This is a genomic window from Escherichia sp. WS3227_2, from assembly GCF_046486495.1.
Lineage (GTDB): Bacteria > Pseudomonadota > Gammaproteobacteria > Enterobacterales > Enterobacteriaceae > Escherichia > Escherichia coli.
Map to the genome: position 1 here is coordinate 275,925 of NZ_JBJQLG010000004.1, position 17,724 is coordinate 293,648.

Here is a 17,724-nt window from a genome sequence, read left to right on the forward strand (position 1 = left end):
CCCGAAATACCAGAAACCGCCAGCCAGAGGATGATTTCCCTCTGGTGGTCTACCTTTGCCTCTTGCCGCCATTTAACCGGAAGGCGTTACCGTTCGGTTGCGCTATCCCCATGCGGTGTTGCGTTTCGGTAACAGCTTTATGCAGGTCGCCAAATTCCTCAACCTTCACGGGCGGGCGCTTCACGTTCTCCAGACACGTTTCACGGCGGCGCTTTATCCATTCCCGATCATCGTCCTCGCTGCATAACAGCATGACTTCCATCCATCGTGCGGCAGCTCTCCGGTATAGCCCTTTTGACTCCAGCTCTTCAGCTTTCCTGTCCCTTATCATTTCTGCCTCTCAGATTATATAGATAAGCAAAAAGGTGTTGGTTCAGTTGGTTCAGTTGGTTCAATTTGTAAAGAGCGTTGTTTTTATTGTGTTTTTTCTAAAATATTGAACCAACATCAACTCATTTTGAACCAACAAAAAGTGTCCGTGAACTAACACTCTGTCAAATAGTCACTACATATATGAACGGTGAAGACTAAATCCGCCAGCAAATAGCTTATATAGCACCGCTTTATGCCGCAGTTATGCTGGAACAGTAATCATTTCACAGAACCGCCTAACTACTATATGGCACCTGCTAAAAAGCACATCAGCCTAGTCAGTTGATCGGTGCATGGATATCCTAACAATTCAACTATATAACGTGATCTCCCATGTCGATCTACTGTCATGCAATGATTAACAAACACATAGACACATCTGCTTGGCGCATTGATTAATCACTGATCATCCATCAGGATATGCGAACCACCGTCACCAGGTTAGGATGATTCTCAAAAGCCACCTGTATTCAATGCCTTTGATGGGTTTCATCCATAGTTATTTTCTCGTGACTGACATGGAGATTTTGATTTCAAGGTGTGCAAAAACTATCGCAGAGTACAATGGAGCTCAAATGACTGTGGCACCAAAAGATCAAAGTTTGAAATCTGTAAGGGTGGGCTTTTACACAAGCTCTGAGAATATTCGCACTAGTAACAAGGGGTTAACCGCAGAGGCCTTTAAAAATCTCTATGATCGGTGTTCTAAAGACTTCAAGATGACCCACTATGCAGACTTTGGTGAAAGAGAACTTAAAATTCATTTTCTAGACATCTCACCCGAGGATGGCTCCTACTTCGGATTCATGTCTCGAAGAAGAAAAAGCGCAACACTGGCATATATTACAGATAAAGAGTGGGTGGAAGAGAAAATCCCTCTAGCCGGGGCAAAGACTCTTTCAGAACGTACATACTTTATTTATTATCCTCAGACAGACATTCTAGTATTGTCTTTAAATCATTTAGGTCCACGCCATAGTGACTTAGCCTTCCTTCTTTTCAACTCCAGTGATCGCGGAGTCCCTGTTTCTTTTGAAGCCATTTGGAAAGAAGAAAGCATCAAAGAACTACTCGAAACTGGATCCAATCTAAGAAGCTGCGAGATTTCTGTGGCCATCCCAAGAAACTTCAATGCCGCACAGTATCAACTCGATGGAATGTTCGCGAATCAGATGATTGAGATGATCAGAGGCACCAGTTCAAGCCACCTGACTATTTCGTTACGCGGACATTCTCCATTAAAAAGAAAAGCAAAGGGATGGCTTGAGGATGACGTTAAAAAAAGCCTTAAGGAGATGCTAGAAAAGTTCCCTGGTGGTGATGGTCGTTTAACTTTTGAGAAAGCAAATGTTGTTGCTCAGGGCGATAAAAAGAAGAAAAGTCTTGTAGACGAAGTTCTTACGGTAAAGAAGATGGTGCCTATCCAAGCAGATGGGTATCCGACCGATACTGACGTTAAAAATGCTATGCTACAAGCAAAGAATGACAACCTTAGGTATCTAACCCAGTACTATTTGGTTAGTCAAACGTAACAGGAATACATTATGAGTTCTCGGAAATTGTTTGCTGCCAAGTCATTGTTTGCTCTAGCTATGGCTATTGCTGGTGCCCATTTTTTACACGACCTAGATCACAATGCTGTCATTTCGGCTGCTGGTGCTCTTTCAACTATTTCTGGAGTTCTCTTTGGTTTTGTTTTGGCATCAGTCACCATGCTAAGTAGCTTTGATAGTTCAAAGGGAATTGTAGGCGCTCTAAAAAGTAACGGAGTACTAAAAGGCATTATTGAGGGGCTTTTTGATACAGGAACTACGCTGATCACAGCCTGCCTATTAGCAATGATCTCGATGTTTGCCCCTGTTGTCAGCAATCTGCCTCTGGATTATTATGCCCTGCTACTCGCAGGGGCATATTTGATTATATCAATGATAACTTTTTTCTTTAACTGGAAATCTTTATCTAAAATAATAAGTTACATATGATAAATATTTCAAAATGAGTCCCCCTGCTACGGATAGTCCTTGGCTTAAAAAATACCGTCACCGCTGAATACCCACACAGTGCCCCCACCCATTTAGTTGGCATAATGTATTCAACTGATTGAGGAATGGCTCCTCTTTTACTACCAAACGGCCATCGCTGGCGCATTCATCCGCTGGTAGTGGAACTTTTTAGCCATCAGCGCCTCCCTAAATCAATTCCTTACATCGCTCAAATTCAACAACCATTGTTGTAATCTTGCTGCTATCAAGTAACGCCTTTGTATTACGCCGACTTTATCTTGCCAGCAACATACGCCATCCGATAATTTCGATGTTACGCGCGCGTACTTGTCGCAAAATATCAGACAAAAGCCAGATTCAGAACGTCGTGATAACCACCAGCACAACATGAGAGGTCATGTAACGCGATTTATCACACCAGATACATGTGATTGGTGTACCCGCATAAAACATTGTCATAGCGCGTCCTGTGCGCATATAGGCCGATAATCAACACATCACCACCACTCTGTCTCATGTAGAGAACAGTTTTATGGTATCCCCCGCCATCGTGTGTGTATTGGTCGGACGTAGTTGCAAAATTTTTTGCAACTGATACCCCTCGCGCGCGTACTTGTCTCGAAATTGGTGTTTTGCTGTGGCAGTGATATCAGAAAAATCTTCCTGTTTCACATAAAGCGGATATGCGCGTACTGTAACGGCCCCATCAACTGGGAGCGGATTTGAAATCCCGCCCCGAATGTGTAGGCAATGTCACTTAACGTTTGTCGCATACCTTCTAGAAAAAGCGATTCATGAATAATAGGGGGCAAAATGCCCGGCGTACCGGGCTTATTAGTTAATTTGGTGCTTTAGGGTCAACATTAAAAGTTATATCACCTTCTGTATTTTTCCCGGCATAGCTAGCGGCTATTCTCGCCAACCCCTTGTAATCAGCAATTCCATCAGACTGTTGCGAGACGACTGAGCTACCAACTTTCCATAACATATTAATCTGCCTATTATTGAGATAGGCCTTGGCATCAAACGACTGGAGTATCACCCCTGCGCCGTAGAACGTGTCCGTCACAGTTGTGTTATACGCGCCAGTAATTCCATAAGTAGGCGTATAAACTGTTGTTGCCGTTCCAGTGGTATTAGCTGTACCGTAGCCACCACCATAACTATTGAACGTGGTGTTCGAGTTTCCGTACGTTGTTGCTGAGCTCACACCAGTTTGCCCGTATATTGGGATGGTTACATTACGAGTATTTGAAATGGCCCCGCTTCTCAAAAAGTTCAAGAGAATTACCTGGTCAGCCAATTTTTCATCTTTAACTTGTGTATATCCTTGGCTTGATAAACTGGCGGCTACTACCGTAGCTATTTGAGTGTATTCAATCTGTTTGGTGTTCCAAAGTTCTTGGCTTGCGGGGATGATCAAGAACTTCTTACCGACAGATTGCCCGGAAGATAAAGCATTGACCGTTACTAACGGTTTTTGTACGCATCCAGCCAATAATGACAGGGATAATATTAAAAGAAGATTTTTAATCATGATAATCTCACCTAAGAATTGCGTGGTTATAAATTATCATCACTGTAAGCGAATGTAAGCCACAGGCTCGTAATGTGATATGGAATTTTGATAGTTGGCTCAATATCAGTATGCCGTCCTTGGCTATTATGGTTTTGTTAGTTAGAGCGTCTATTCCCATTCGCTAACATCTTTCATGCCACTGAGGGTAGCTACAATCCCGGCCCTTGTCAGTTTCACGAATTCTTCAGCCCCAACGGCATCACGAATTGCTTTCATGGCAATTTTATTGGCCGAAAATCGTTTCTCTGCTGCGGCGATCGCTGCTGGTGATGCCCCTGCGCGCACTGCTTTTGTAGCTTCCTGAACGGCTTTCTCTATCGCATATCGACCACTTCTTGTCGCCCCAATCTTAGCCACAGTATTTCTCAGCGCGCCACCAGCAACCAAACCACTAATCGAACCAATTACACCACCGCCAAAGCCTCCAGCGATCGCACCTGACTGTTGAACTCCGTTCATAATCACGCCGACGATCTTTGGAAGGCCTGAATCGAGCGTTTTGAGAGCCTCAGTTGTTCTTCCCGTGCGCTCTACGTATCGCTGCGGTCTGGTGCTGGCTTTAGCGAGTACACCGAACTCTTTCATCATTCTACCGAGATCTGGCGCATGACGACTGATGGCGTTTACATTCTGCTGGGTCATGAGCTTGGCAAAATACTGGATACCAGACTCTTCACCGATTCCTCCCTTCTCTCCCTGCGCCACAGCATGCTGAAGAATAGATGCTATTGCTGGTTGGCGTTCTGCTTCCGGCAGCGCGGAGATAAGACGGTGAAAAGCTCCCGTTCCAGTGTTTGCGGATGCCTTAAGCGTATCGGCACCTTTTCTTACCATAGCGTCTGATGCGAGATCTCGACCAAAAACAGATTCGGCATTTTGTTTGGCGATAATGTAACTTTTAGAGAGATCGTTAGCTTTCTGCCATTCTGTGAGGAAGTTTCCTTTTTCAGCCATGATGCGCATGTCATCAGTGATAGCTCTGCGCATTTCTCCGGCAACCCGGGCGGCATTGGCCTTACCTGCCCGGGTGTTTGCTTGTTCAGCATCAGCAAACTTAGCACGCCATGCCTTCATCCCGTCGAAGGTTATGCCGCCACCTTGGTTATTGGCAGCCTGAAACTGTTTCATCTCCGGGCTGAGTGGAACATTGGCTGCTTTTTCTGCTTGGACGACAGCCATCCCATTACTCATTTTCATCCTTTCGCGTGGCATCGTGCTTCGCAGTTCTGCCCATGCCATATTCTCTGCTGTTTTCATATCACTGAGGCTCGCGATGATGCGCTCTTTAATTGCTGCGCTTTTTTCTGATGCGCTTCCAGACTCAGCACCGAAATCAGACAACTGCTTATTCAACTTTGAGGATATTTCATTGAAGGCCGTAAGGTGAGCATCCTGAACATTCCCAGGAGTTGATGCCAGAACACCTTCTGCTTGGGCAATTCCACGACTACCTGAGCGCATTCCAGGCGTCAGGGTGTTGATATTAATACCAGTGATTTTCGCCGCCTTAGCGACATCATCTCTGACGTTTGATGCCTGCGATGCGATATGCTCTCGGCCTACGGCAGAACGCGCTGCTTTCGATACATCATTGGCGGTTTCCAGAGTATTTGCTGCCCCTAACACATAGCTTGATTGATTTGTATTACTCCGCAATACATCTCGCATTACGTCACTGGCTGTCTGTCCGCTCTTTATTAAAGCGCGTGCTCCTAGCGATCCTGCTAGGCCAATACCTGTCTCTTTTGCTAGGTCTTCTGGGCTGATCTGCCCGTTCTTTTGGGCGTTCACCAATGTACCTGGCAGGTTTTCTGCCAACATACTAGCCACCTTTGTGGCCGCACGTTCAGCACGTGGAGCGTTGGCAACTGAAGAAGCTGCGGTAGCTGCCTTTCCTGCACCTAATCCTGTAATAAGGTAAGGTGCTAGCTGCTCACCAGCCTGCGCGTATGGATCTGTAGGTTGGTCTACTGGGCGAAAGACAGGTGATATGGGCGTGTATGTACCATCACCCACACCAAGCTTCTGAGCTGCCCATGCTCCGGCTGATTGCGCCGCATTGACTACCCCCACGCCTGCGTCCATTACATCAAACGGTATATTAGCAATCCCTCTGGCCATCTGCTCTGGCGCAGCTTTCAGTCCTGGCGAAAGATATTCCATCTCAGGATTAAGGTTAGACTTGGCTACTTGCTGCTGCGGTTCCCCGGCATTTTCATCGGCGAGAAAATGAGCTCTTTTCTGCTCCCATGAACTGGCTGTTGGTAGTCCTGCTTCTATGTTCTTAAATTGCTGACGTTTTGCTTCCCATGCAGAAATATCTCCCACCTGAGAGATTTCTTTATCAAGCTCTGAGTAGTCAGGCTGCTGAAGATTGCGATGTTGACTGGTTTGTGCAAACTGCAAGATTTCACTGTCATCAGGGATTATTCCGGCATCTGCAAATTTACTTACGTAATTAGCCGTTTCATCTGGCAGTGTAGATTTACCGTTTCTTACGGCATTAATACGAGCATAGCCAGAATTATACCCAGCCAATGCCATACCTATATCACCAAATCGCTTCATTCCTTTATTGAGATGGTTTGCTGCGATATCCATTTGCTTTTCAAATGGCAGTGAGCGCGGATCTGTTCCACGATAACCAGCATCACTCATTACTGAGGGCATCAGTTGAGCAAATCCTCTAGCTCCTTTCGGTGACTCGGCACTTCCGTTACCACTAGATTCATTGCCAACTAATGTTTCCATCGTCCCTGATGGGAAACCATATTTTTCATCGAGATGACGGGAATAGGCTTTCTGTTTTTCTGTCAGTTGTGCCATCATTGCCATCCCTTAAGTTTTGCCTGATAGTAACTTTCCGGCAGATAGCCATGTGCGGTCACATAATCCTTAACCAGAGAAGGATCCTGCAACAGCATTTTAGTATCAGTTTCTTCGTCCTTAGATTTGGTTACAGGAATACCGAGCCCGGCAATCTGTCGTTTCTGCATTCGAATAATTACGTCCTGCGCTTTATTCAACTCTCGCAAAAATGCCTCATTGCTGGTTGCTGACTTAATGCCATTTTGAGATTGCATAAGGGCAGCCCTTTCCCCTTCGGTTGGGTTAGAGCCAAAAGTCCCTTTGAGGCTAGGCAGAATAACCTTTAGGTTGTATTCATCAGCTTTGGCGCGTAGGCTTCGTGTGTCTTCTGCTACATCAGGAAGGAATCCAAACCCCAGCGTCAGGGGGTTATAGTTCTGCGAACGGGTAACGGCCGAAGGATGTTTCCCTACAATTCCCGCCAGTTCATGACCCACTTCAAGCGCAGAGTTCAAGGAGTCGATGTTACCTGCAACAGTATTAATTTTATCGTTCATCTTCTCCACTTTCGCCTGCTGTACCTTGCTCAGTTCAGCATTGAGCTTGTCTCTCTCGATGTCATTTTGAGCACGTCCAAGTCGTGCTTTCAGAACCATTTCTCTCGTGCGTAGCTGGTTATCGGATAGGACTTTGAACTGCTCCATATCGAGACGCCGATTACCCTGTTCCGCATTAACCTGAGCATTATATGCAGATGTATCTGCGTTCTGCTGTGCAATACTCTGCCCTTGCTGCTTCTCTTGAACACTAAAGTAACTATTTGGATCAGCATGGAGGTGGATGAGGTCAGTGATTCTGTTGAATTCCTGTGGGTCATTCTGCCAAGACTGATAAACCTCTTCAGCAGGAAGACCAAATCGCTGTAATACTGGATTTGCCTGCTGAATGGCCTTCTGCATGGTCAGTGGATCTCCAGTTTGTGACGCAAGACGCAGATTCATGGCAGCGTCAGCGGTCTGCCGATTTTGCTCAGCATCAATGAATCCCATCTGTTTTTGAGAATCAGCCATAAACTGGGGATACTGGGCCATTAACTTCTGCACGCCAACACGATCATTATTAGCTACCGCACTACCCAACTGTGCCTGATATTCTTTTAGCTGCTGGGAAATTTGCGCCTGCTGATTAATCTCAGCAACGCCTCTTAGCCCCTGTAGCGCCATTAAACCTACGTTTGGCTGCTGCTGATACTGCACAGGCTGAGGAACGGAAGAACGAGGAGCATTATCATTTTGCGGTGCCATGCTAGGCAGCCCGCCAAGTTGCCATGTCGCCATTAGAATCCAAGCCCCCCAACAAGACCAATAAGCCCACCACCAATAGCGCCTGCCGCAGTACCTATTCCAGGAACAACGGAACCAAGTTGCGCACCCGCTAAAGCGCCTGATGCTGCCCCACCAATACCACGCGCAAGACTGGATGGCTGCTGCGCCTGACCTGCACGAATAGCGCCAAGCCCCTGCAAGAGTTGTCCGGTATTATTGGCGTAGTTTTGCCCTGCCGTTGCCTGCCCTGATGCCGCATTCATCCCGACATTTAGCAGGTTTCCATAATTTTGCATTTGCCCACTAAGCCAATTGTTATAAAGCATGGGCGCAATGGAAGATAACTGGTTACTGGTAGCTGTTGAGCCAAGCCCCCCGGTAGCTTCTGCTGAGACAAGGTTCTGATAACGGGCCTGATCTGCCTGTGTTTTATATAAACCAGAACCAAAGAAATCATTCGCGGCTTTATTCTGCCCTTCCAGAGTCATCAGTCCTTGTAGTTGTTGTAAAGCAGGCAATCCGACTTCTGCATACGGCTTGAGATTATTCATCACCGTATTCCACTGCTCGCGCTGCAAATCAATTGCCTGCTGCTGGGCCTTCGCCTGAGCTTTAGAGGCACCACCATCACCGCCTTTTTCGTATACGGCACGATTGAGATGTTTATGAGCTATATGGGTAATTAACATTCGCTGAATTCCTTATATTGTTGCCGAGTTAACTGATAAAGCGTTACGCCGACGGGTTTACCACATCTGATATAAGCATCATCAAGGTGACCAACACGGGTAGCGCCAAGCAAACGGATAATTGCCCGTCCGTATTTCGTGGTGTCAGGAACCATAGTGATGCTGTTAAGGAATGGTGAGTTTTCGAGAAGCCATTTGCAGAATAGTCGATGCCCTTGCAGTGCATATTCACCACGGAATCCGGGGTCATACACCGCATGGCATTCAACAACGCTATGCCAGAAGTTACGCACTTCATGAACGCCAGCCAGCACCAATCCTTCGTAGATGCCGAGATATACCGCATCAGGCTTGATGTAGTACGTGTGCCCCGGCTCAACAATATTTTCGGTATTGCCAGGATCGTTAAGAAAGGCCTGTAATCGCACAGGGTTATCAATAAATTTTAGTTCCATGCGATGCCATCCATTTTCACATACAGCCTGCCAGCGCCTTATCTATTAACCCTCGAGCAATTTCATGCAGAGTTGGCGCTACTCCAATTCCTGATTTTTTACGCTGCTCTTCCTGAATTTTCTTTATCGCTTCCATTTGCTTCTCACTTATCAATACCGGCTTTACTGAAATAGCCATAACGCCCCCTTAGAACTGTATAAAACAACAGTTATTATAGTTTCATAAATCGCAATATTCATCATCGTAATTGCAAAATATGAAACAAATAGCACAAAAAAATGCCACCGCTCAGTAGCTGGTGGCATCGTTCTGTGTGTCAGGTTTTGACAGGTTTTTTATGGACTCTAAAAACTATATTTATGGTGTCGCATTACTCTTCACGGCAGGCACTTTTCAGTTCTGCCCTTGCTTCTGGCTCCATTGGTAATTTGATTCGCGATCAGCTATGCGGATGGTTTGCTGAACAGGCATAACAACTTCTCAGAGGCTGTTTTTTGAACTACGAAAATTTCGTAGTGCTCACTTTCAAAAACGTCACGCCCTTGTACACAGGATTTTACGAAAGTCTCGTAAAACACTCTCTGATGCCAGCCAGGTGTTGTGCGCATCAATTCAGTCACATTGTGTTGGTTCAAAATACCGTGTTGTTGGTTCAGTGTTGGTTCAATAAAAAGAATAAAATCCTTATAAAACAATACTCTTTACAAATTGAACCAACTGAACCAACTGAACCAACTGAACCAACACCTTTTCTACGCACATGAAGAAGCTCATTCTTCAGATGAGTTATAATCTCCTGGCTGGTAATTGAGTACATAAACGTTTATTTGTCGTCCCTGAATACGTGGTGATTTTCTTTGGTATCCACGACCGCTGTTTGGTGGGGTTAGCATCCCGGCTTTTTTCAACACTTCAGCAAACTGTTTTGCGTTGAAACCACATGCGATCTCCTTTTCAAATGTGGCCGGGAATGTGTAGAAAATCATTGGGCTTTCGTCATGTTCTCCACGCTGACGGTATCCGGCCAAATCTTTGATGGGCAAATCTGCCGGGCTGTATGGAAATGGTGCAAAACGGCTAAGCCCATAGGCATTAAGAAATGCCTCCGTTTGTTCAATAATCTGCTGATGTTCTTTGTTACCTGTGCCGAACTCGCGCAACCATGCGTTATAGCTGTGCTGTATCGCATCACGGCATGTCTGAGCATCCCAGCCTGTTACAACCTCGCCTAACAGCAATGCGGCCTCCAGAATGGCAAATCGCGCGGCTACACGGTGAACCTGCTCACCATAATCGGATGGGATCAGACTTCTCCATCTGCTTTCGCAGTCACGAACAGTTTTAATTGCCTGTTGCTGGTGGTCTGCCAGCCATTTAATCCACTCACGCCCGGCTGCGCCGTGGTGATGCTGGTAAGCGTCTTTCAGTGCGTCTGCGTGCTGTTTTCCGTTCTGGTAATCGTGAAAGCGTACTGCTTTACTCAACGGAATATTCAGCAGTCGCACCAGTTGCCCGGCTTTGGTTTTTCGCCCGGAAGTAGCGATAAATGTTTCTAAATCCATTTCTCCAGTGCTGATTGCCACTGTACGCCAGCGTTTTAGATCCCGGTTTCCACCATCTTTAGCGCCTTGCAGTTTCCCTACACCGTTAAATAACGCATAGGCAGACTGTGAAACACTGACAGGATCAGCGCCCTGACCAACTTCATCAAGCGGCATTAGTCCGTCATTGTGGGCGGCGGCTTCATTTGCCAGCCCCAGCGCGGTTCCGTACCACGTCAGCCGCAGTAAATCAGGGTTGCCGTATAAGCTGCTCGCCACGTTTGCCGTGGTGGTCTTACCTGCGCTCGACTGCTCATAGAAATGAATGCCGAACCCGTCAGCGCCCACCAGCCCAATCAATGGCGCTGCCAGTGCTGCGCCGATCCCGGTCATCATTGAATAGTTACCAAAGGCCAGACGCGCCACGTTATCACGCCAGCTTTTCGCGCTCCCTGAGACGGTATATCCGGCTGCGGCTGAGCTTCTCCCGCTGAACAGCACAGGATTTTCAGGTGTTCCGATGATTTCCCCATCAGGCATGATGTACGCTCCGCATTGCCAGCCAGTGGCATGAGCAACACGCCACAATTCACGAGAGCCACTGCGTTGTAGCCAGTCTGCCAGTATTGCTCTGAGGCTGCTTTTGGTCGTGACATTTACCCCACCAGCTTTAAGTGTGCGCCATCCTTCACGTTCACCAATATCAGCCAGTGGAATGGCAGCGGTTGTCGGCGTTTCAGAACCAAACGACAGCCAGCGAAGAATGAGATACTGGTCTTTATCGTCTCTGCCAGTACCGATAACGCTTAACGGAGAACATAACCAGCTTTCGTTATTGATGATTTCTCCACTCTGGCTGTCAGCTCTCGGAGATACCCAATAAATACCATCCTCGCGGCTTTCTATTCTTGGTTTCAGTGGGTCGGTATCCATAACCTTAAAATCGCTTCCCTCAATGGTCTGTGGCTCCTGTTTCACGCCATTACCCTGTGGTTGGTACATTGACTTATTGAACGCTTCTGTGGCGCATTTAATGCCGTGTTTTTGGTGGTAATCATTCCAGTCTGCTTTGTGATCTGTCGGGGGTAATGCCACCCATCCAGAAACAGATAAAGCTGCTTTTTCTGCTGCTATTCTCCCCGTGTTTTGTCTTCCTTCGCTGTGGTCGTTATCCGCAGCAATGATGATTTGTGCTGATGGATATTTATCCCGCAGTACCTGGGCGACATATAACAGGTTCCCGGCATCAATCGCCGCCACTGTCAGCGCCTCTGGACGAATTAAATGGGCAGATAATGCCGTTGCCAGCCCTTCTGCGATTAAGATGCTCTGTGTTGTTTCTGGTGCGTTTATGGCGTGATATGCCCCCCGCTTTGCTGAACCTGTCAGGAGTCTTTTTTCACCATGTGAGGTAATAGTCTGTGCTGCTGTGACTGCGCCGGATTTATCCACCAGCGCCAGCAACAGAGATCCATCGGGCAACACGGGGAGTGTAAAATCACCTACCCCTTTCGCAACCAGATAATCAGATTTGCCGTTTACAGCCTTTCTGCGCATGTCATCAAACTGACGGGAAAACGTATCCCGTCTTTGTTGTTCGTCCTTCTCTGCCCTTTTCAGGCGCTCCTGTTCGCGTCGCTGGCGCTCGGTTTCCAGTTGTTCCCGTTTCTGGCTGGTGGCTTCTGGTGTTTCCGTTGTCCGGTAATCAATACCCAGAACATCAGCGGCAAGAAGCGCCGCCTCTGTTGTGTCGCAGTTATTTACGCGTTTAATTAAATCCAGCCCATCACCAGCGCCGCACTGATTACAGATGAAGCTACCGCGCCCGTTGTCATCGAACCGGAATCGATCTTTGCCCCCACATGCAGGGCAGGGAGCATGACGGCGCGGAGAGTCAGGGACATTTATGTTCAGGCAGCCCAGCACATGAGGCCAGTTGTTTTCAGACGCACTGATAACCTGACGGATAAGATCAATGTTTCGCATCACCGTACCCCACGTGGTCTATAGCGTTTGCGATATGGCTAACCAGCATCTGCCACTTGGTTATTCCGTAATCAGTCAGCATGCCATCATTGTTTAGCCACATATCAAATTCAGCGGTTGTCGCAAGTTTCCACTTATCGCCGTGGACAGTCCTCATTGCTGGGTACATGAATGCGCAAATCAGATCACAAACATCTGACGGCTTCAGAGATGTAGTAATGGTGCGTCCCTCTGGCGTCTGAATTGCCATTTTCTCTTCACCAGTAGAATGAAGGTTATGAATCCACACAGCACCAGCAATCTTTGCCACCTGCTCTCCGATTGCGGAGCTAAGCGCCATTTCTGCATTTTCACGCATGAGAACCTCCCGCTACAGTTGCGCCCATGTCATTAACCATGCTTTGCCATATCTCACGCCCGACGTCAGTCAATCCGTCCTTAGTGACGCAACGATCAAGAAGCTCGATCCCCACGGTTTCCCACTGCGGGTAGAACACTTTCATGGCAGCCAGTGTGTAGCTATCGATCAGGCTGCGAACGCCTTTTACTCCATTGACGATTTCCACACGTACGGCCTTGTCGTCCGCATGAACCATGAAATAGTCCCCGCCGCTGGTGGAGGTAATGTGGTTATACAGTGCCGACGCATACTTATTTGCCAGCGCATTCAGTCGGAAATTTTTAGTAATCATGGCTCCATCCTCAGTGCGTCACTGGTTCCGCTGGCATGCCGTTTTCATTCAGTTCAGCTATAAAGCTGTTGTGAAGTTCAGCAAGCGTTTCACGACCAAATGGAGTCAGTGCTCCTTGTTCCACATCCATCATGGCTCTGTAGAAAATGATGGCGCGTTCTGTGCCAGACTCGATGCCAAAACGTTCTATCATCGCGCCCTCAATGTTGTTTGCCATAGCGAGGCGCTCTGCTACTGGATACAGCGGCATGGCGACGATGCCGTTGGAATAAACAGCCACTTCGGAAGGATTGCCAGTATCATCAATGATGCTGACAGTGCCGTTTTCCTCTCTCATTTCCAGCATGAATACTGTTGCGATCAGCCATCTCCACATAATGACGTTATGCTGTGATGTGTAATCGAAATATCCCTGGTTGCCGCCATCGGCAATAGCAAGATGTATTGACATACCTTCATCTGGTTTATCGTCATAATCCCCGGCATCCAGACGATTTACGGCATCAATATATGAAACGGCCTCAACGCGTTCTGTCATGCCATCGTTGCTGCGGTACATGATGTTTACGCCGTCAGGCGTTGCTTCTGCATGGAAGGTTAAGAAATTATTCATGTTTCGCCTCGCCTGAATGATTCTGTAACTCATATTTGCCCAACAATTCGTCTGCTTCCTGAATAGCTTCTGGTACGCCATTGAGCAGTGACATAACCGCGCCAATCATTAACTTGTCTCTGTTGCTGGGGCAGGCCCCTTCAAGCCAGAACCCTAAAACAGTCTGAACCTGTTCGATGCGACATTGCGCTTCAATGAGCTGGATGTTGGTCATTTCGCACTCTCCACATCGATTAAACTGATATCTATCAGGGAGGTAACTTTTTGTAGCCAGCTATTGATTACTGTCGCCTGTTCCCCTCCCACCGAGGGAATAATCTCATTCATCACATGAACCAGACCTGTGCGCGCTCTGGTAAGCCGTTCAGTCGCGCAATCTGCGGGAGTGAATGTGTCTGGATATGGCTCTTCACGCCCCAGCAATGATTCAATTTCCAGCTCACACGGATGACGATAAATTAAGTTGATATTCATTTTTCACCCCCAAGAATTACCAGCTCTGCACGGGCATCGTTAACCAAAGATGAGCACGCTTTAATCGCATCCACGACATCAGCAGCGTCCATTTCTTCAGCCGAAAGACTGACAGCAACCAGGACAGCCGCTGCTTGCTCGATTAATTGAAGTGCGGACGTAAGTCGAGGGGCATTAATTGAGTTATTCATTGGTTGCCCCCGTTTTTCCTGGCATTTCGCCACCTTCCAGCAGGAAATGAACGTCACGAACGGCGAGATCCAATATCGCGAGTAACGCCTTCAGTCTTTCGTCTCGTGAGGGAGAGTTGCTCACCAGAATGTCGTTAATCACTTCTGTCAGTGTGATGATCTGGCTTGTGCGTTCGAGGGGATCCATATGCACATCGTAGGTTTTAATCATGTGCCACCTCCATGCGGATACGACCAGCAAAAAAGCAGACGTGATCGCGCACCAGAGAACGGCGAGCATCGCGTTCAGACTCGGCAGCAATATGATGAATTTTGGCGGTAATTGTCGGGCAATCGCGGCGAACTGCGGCGATAATCCAGATAAATTGCGGTTTTTGGGTAGGGGTAGTAGCCAGCATGTGGCAGCCTCCTTCAGATAGCAGGTTACGCTACCACCGGAAACGCCAATTTCGCTGGTGGTAGCCCAGACAGGGTTGGCGTAACCGGCTCTGAAGGATACCGGCGCTTCCGAAGAAGCCCCCGCCTGAGCCACCATTGATTGACAAAGGCGCTGGATTATACACCAACGCCCAAAAAATGGGTGAGTCAGACCTACGACATAAAAAAAGACGCTCGGCGCGTCATATGTCGCCTTCAGAATTTTCAGGACGCCAATCCCGGCACCCGTTTTATGAGGTGCCTTATAACCATAAACCGTGTTGCCGCATAACGGCAAGCTCTTTTTTATGGACTCCGAAAACTCACTATTGGAAGCACCAGATGCACAATACATCGCGCTCATTTCGTTAACGTCGCGCGTGTGGACGAAGGTTTTTGTGGAGTCACTACGCGAGCAGAGAAAGCCATCTACGACCAGAAATTCTCTGGCGCAGCCGCCGACCTTCTCAACGCTAACACCATCGACCGTAATTTCTGACATAGTTAAGGCATCCGCTCCTACCACCAGAAAATGATAAACTTTGCTTGTATATGCTGTATTAATGCCAGACTTTGCTGTCATATTGCTGGATTTTGGCGACATACCAGCCAGTGAAAATATCTTCTTCTGGACGGTTAGCATTTGTTAACCTCCGCGAACTCCTTCATGAAGCGCGCCAGCAGTTGTACGCATGGCGATTGATACCCGTCGCGATAAAACGTCACTCGGTTGTGAGACACGCTTTCGACAGTAACGAGTGCTCCGTGGGCATCTTTGTAGCGTTTTTGGGGTTGTGGTGTTCCTGTCGGCTTAAACATGGACCGCCTCCAGACGCTTGGCGAGCCAGCGTTGCGACAGGCGGGTGAGTTCTCCTTTGCGCTGCTCATATTCCATGCCCATATCAATTAACGTGATATTGGTGCTTTCGAGATATGAGAGGTGCTCAAGCTGTTCTGCGTTCATATGGTCGCGAGGTTCGCCAGAATAGCCATTTATCCGCGCCCACTGCTTAGCAGTTAGCCCACCAAGAACGATACGAGAAATCATATTGCTCTCGTTTGTGTAGTGGTGTTGCTGCGTCGTTTTCCCCTGCTCGGCACGGGCCATATTCAGCGCATCGCACATTGGCTTAAAGTTGTTTGCGGCACTAATACGGGCTTTTAGCTGGCGACGATAGCGGGCGGCGATTTCAGGCACGCTACGCTGTAATTCTTCCTCGCACTGGATGAAATAACGACGGATAGCGCGACCCTGATCATTGCGTTCGATCATTGCCAGTTCTTTCGCCATTCCGACACTTAACAGATAGTCTTTGCCGGGTCTGCCAGACTGCTTAATCTTGCTGTAAGCCGCGCCATTCGGGCTTTTCCCCAAATTTGGGGAAATTGTTTTATGGACTGAGTAATCGTGCCCAATGGTGAAGTCATATTCAGAGATGCGATCAGTGATCCATGTAGAGAAGTCTTTTCCCACGCCCAACGCTTTGTGTAACGCTTTTGCGCTAACAATATTGGTTTCACGCCCACCGATATGACCAGGAATAACCGGGACAATTGCGGCAAATTCATTACCGTTAATTGTGCCCAGAGAGGCGTTCAGATGAGGGGCAGCCTCAGAAATTAATCTGCTTTTTTCGATGTTCATTTTCAGTCTCCGTTAGGCGGCGTTAAACGCGTCCGGGTAGAGTTTCAGAATGTCGGCAATTTCCTGCTGAGAAAGTCCGTTGTGATCATTTATGTTCGCAAGATGGTTAATATGAGTGATCACTTTCAGAACATCACCACGGCAGGAGAAACGGTAGCGAAGGTGTGTTCCGATACCATCAGGATTCTTTTCGTCGATACGCTCCAGAGTGATTCCAAGCTGGCGTTCTAACTCTGTTGCATAGTTACGACCAGAAGACAGACGGCAGTAGCGAAGAATGTCATTTTCTGTCCATCCCTCTATACCAGTACGCAGCATATAGACTCTGGCACGATGCTTTTTCGGTGTACGCTTTGGTGCTTGAAGGGATTTTGTAAGGGGCGTAACATCAGATACACGAATATCTGAATTAGCCGCCTGTAATGGGCGGTTTTTCTTTTCCATCAGGCCACCTCGTCTCTAGATTCTAATATACACTTCTCAATCCATTCATCTATTTCAGACTCAACAAAAGCAATTGCCCGACTTCCAATTTTTACCTGTTTAGGGAACCTCCCCTGACTAATAAGACGATAAATCCATGCTTTGCTATAACCAGTTCGCCTTTGAACTTCAGAGAGACGAATTAATGAATTGTAATTAGCCATTTATTAATATCCTGTACTAATGACGCAATAACCCCCTCCTGCAACGAATGGCGAGAGTTTTATTTGCGTCAAATGTCGAATACGCCAAAGACCACAATATGAAAAACATATTGCGGTCTTTTATAAAAGATAGTCAGATTGTTTTGGTTTGTTTGCTCCACAAGGGTAGAGCTACCCTGCATTTCGGCAGGATCACGCTATTAGGCGTGACATCCAGTAGTTTTAAAGAACATTCCGCTTTGTCAGCGACGTAGAAGGCTCAATACACCTTCGTTTATAAAAGAGC

21 protein-coding genes and 1 pseudogene are annotated in these 17,724 nt (G+C 47.3%); 2 read left to right on the plus strand and 20 right to left on the minus strand.

Going from position 1 to position 17,724, the window contains the following annotated elements; genetic code table 11:
- Positions 1-49: 49 nt before the first annotated feature.
- Positions 50-331: a PerC family transcriptional regulator gene (locus ACJHXB_RS08020; protein ID WP_000617442.1), complete on the minus strand. Its 282-nt coding sequence runs from the start codon at positions 329-331 to the stop codon at positions 50-52.
- Between the two features lie 616 nt (positions 332-947).
- Between ACJHXB_RS08020 and ACJHXB_RS08025 the strand changes: the two genes are divergently transcribed.
- Both ACJHXB_RS08025 and ACJHXB_RS08030 read left to right on the plus strand, forming a co-directional pair.
- On the plus strand, positions 948-1,904 hold the full coding sequence (locus ACJHXB_RS08025; RefSeq protein WP_001528727.1) for a hypothetical protein: 957 nt from the start codon (positions 948-950) through the stop codon (positions 1,902-1,904).
- Positions 1,905-1,916: 12 nt separating this feature from the next.
- Entirely contained in the window at positions 1,917-2,354 is a 438-nt protein-coding gene (locus tag ACJHXB_RS08030) for a hypothetical protein (RefSeq protein ID WP_000098670.1), read from the plus strand.
- 859 nt (positions 2,355-3,213) lie between these two features.
- On the opposite strand, the gene ACJHXB_RS08035 is transcribed toward ACJHXB_RS08030, so the two are convergent.
- From ACJHXB_RS08035 to ACJHXB_RS08125, 19 genes and pseudogenes are all read right to left on the minus strand, one after another.
- A complete protein-coding gene (locus ACJHXB_RS08035; protein WP_000594596.1) occupies positions 3,214-3,912 on the minus strand; it encodes a hypothetical protein in 699 nt (232 codons plus the stop codon).
- A gap of 150 nt (positions 3,913-4,062) precedes the next feature.
- On the minus strand, positions 4,063-6,783 hold the full coding sequence (locus ACJHXB_RS08040; RefSeq protein ID WP_027661791.1) for a lytic transglycosylase domain-containing protein: 2,721 nt from the start codon (positions 6,781-6,783) through the stop codon (positions 4,063-4,065).
- A complete protein-coding gene (locus tag ACJHXB_RS08045; protein ID WP_027661790.1) occupies positions 6,780-8,099 on the minus strand; it encodes a phage DNA ejection protein in 1,320 nt (439 codons plus the stop codon). The genes ACJHXB_RS08040 and ACJHXB_RS08045 overlap by 4 nt, the downstream gene beginning before the upstream one ends.
- Positions 8,099-8,776, minus strand: a complete 678-nt coding sequence (locus tag ACJHXB_RS08050; protein WP_000909176.1) for a hypothetical protein — start codon at positions 8,774-8,776, stop codon at positions 8,099-8,101. Before ACJHXB_RS08050 ends, ACJHXB_RS08045 begins: the two co-directional genes overlap by 1 nt.
- Positions 8,770-9,231: a DUF2824 family protein gene (locus ACJHXB_RS08055; protein ID WP_027661789.1), complete on the minus strand. Its 462-nt coding sequence runs from the start codon at positions 9,229-9,231 to the stop codon at positions 8,770-8,772. The genes ACJHXB_RS08050 and ACJHXB_RS08055 overlap by 7 nt, the downstream gene beginning before the upstream one ends.
- Before the next feature lie 16 nt (positions 9,232-9,247).
- Complete coding sequence (locus tag ACJHXB_RS08060) at positions 9,248-9,409, minus strand: hypothetical protein (RefSeq protein ID WP_001018524.1); 162 nt, start codon at positions 9,407-9,409, stop codon at positions 9,248-9,250.
- A gap of 593 nt (positions 9,410-10,002) precedes the next feature.
- On the minus strand, positions 10,003-12,759 hold the full coding sequence (locus ACJHXB_RS08065; protein ID WP_247798048.1) for a TOPRIM and DUF927 domain-containing protein: 2,757 nt from the start codon (positions 12,757-12,759) through the stop codon (positions 10,003-10,005).
- Positions 12,746-13,117, minus strand: a complete 372-nt coding sequence (locus tag ACJHXB_RS08070) for a hypothetical protein (RefSeq protein ID WP_001208878.1) — start codon at positions 13,115-13,117, stop codon at positions 12,746-12,748. The genes ACJHXB_RS08065 and ACJHXB_RS08070 overlap by 14 nt, the downstream gene beginning before the upstream one ends.
- Positions 13,110-13,451, minus strand: coding sequence for a hypothetical protein (locus ACJHXB_RS08075; RefSeq protein WP_027661788.1), 342 nt, complete (start codon positions 13,449-13,451; stop codon positions 13,110-13,112). The genes ACJHXB_RS08070 and ACJHXB_RS08075 overlap by 8 nt, the downstream gene beginning before the upstream one ends.
- 10 nt (positions 13,452-13,461) lie before the next feature.
- A complete protein-coding gene (locus ACJHXB_RS08080) occupies positions 13,462-14,064 on the minus strand; it encodes a hypothetical protein (RefSeq protein WP_001058743.1) in 603 nt (200 codons plus the stop codon).
- A complete protein-coding gene (locus tag ACJHXB_RS08085; protein WP_195463474.1) occupies positions 14,057-14,278 on the minus strand; it encodes a hypothetical protein in 222 nt (73 codons plus the stop codon). The genes ACJHXB_RS08080 and ACJHXB_RS08085 overlap by 8 nt, the downstream gene beginning before the upstream one ends.
- Positions 14,275-14,538 carry a hypothetical protein gene (locus ACJHXB_RS08090; protein WP_001024673.1) on the minus strand — a complete coding sequence of 88 codons (264 nt, stop codon included), beginning with the start codon at positions 14,536-14,538 and terminating at the stop codon, positions 14,275-14,277. The genes ACJHXB_RS08085 and ACJHXB_RS08090 overlap by 4 nt, the downstream gene beginning before the upstream one ends.
- Complete coding sequence (locus ACJHXB_RS08095; RefSeq protein WP_001065661.1) at positions 14,535-14,729, minus strand: hypothetical protein; 195 nt, start codon at positions 14,727-14,729, stop codon at positions 14,535-14,537. The genes ACJHXB_RS08090 and ACJHXB_RS08095 overlap by 4 nt, the downstream gene beginning before the upstream one ends.
- A gap of 203 nt (positions 14,730-14,932) precedes the next feature.
- Positions 14,933-15,127 carry a host cell division inhibitor Icd-like protein gene (locus ACJHXB_RS08100; RefSeq protein ID WP_001304881.1) on the minus strand — a complete coding sequence of 65 codons (195 nt, stop codon included), beginning with the start codon at positions 15,125-15,127 and terminating at the stop codon, positions 14,933-14,935.
- Positions 15,128-15,153: 26 nt separating this feature from the next.
- A pseudogene (locus tag ACJHXB_RS08105) lies at positions 15,154-15,789 on the minus strand (ash family protein); the annotation flags it as partial.
- On the minus strand, positions 15,783-15,965 hold the full coding sequence (locus tag ACJHXB_RS08110) for a DUF4222 domain-containing protein (RefSeq protein WP_027661786.1): 183 nt from the start codon (positions 15,963-15,965) through the stop codon (positions 15,783-15,785). The pseudogene ACJHXB_RS08105 and the gene ACJHXB_RS08110, both read right to left, overlap by 7 nt.
- Positions 15,958-16,791 (minus strand): antA/AntB antirepressor family protein, encoded by an 834-nt coding sequence (locus ACJHXB_RS08115; RefSeq protein WP_001019369.1) that lies wholly within the window; start codon positions 16,789-16,791, stop codon positions 15,958-15,960. The genes ACJHXB_RS08110 and ACJHXB_RS08115 overlap by 8 nt, the downstream gene beginning before the upstream one ends.
- A 12-nt stretch (positions 16,792-16,803) precedes the next feature.
- The gene (locus tag ACJHXB_RS08120) at positions 16,804-17,235 is read right to left on the minus strand and encodes a hypothetical protein (protein WP_000412538.1); all 432 of its coding nucleotides are present in this window, start codon (positions 17,233-17,235) and stop codon (positions 16,804-16,806) included.
- Positions 17,235-17,438 (minus strand): helix-turn-helix transcriptional regulator, encoded by a 204-nt coding sequence (locus tag ACJHXB_RS08125; protein ID WP_000035054.1) that lies wholly within the window; start codon positions 17,436-17,438, stop codon positions 17,235-17,237. Before ACJHXB_RS08125 ends, ACJHXB_RS08120 begins: the two co-directional genes overlap by 1 nt.
- Between the last annotated feature and the right edge of the window lie 286 nt (positions 17,439-17,724).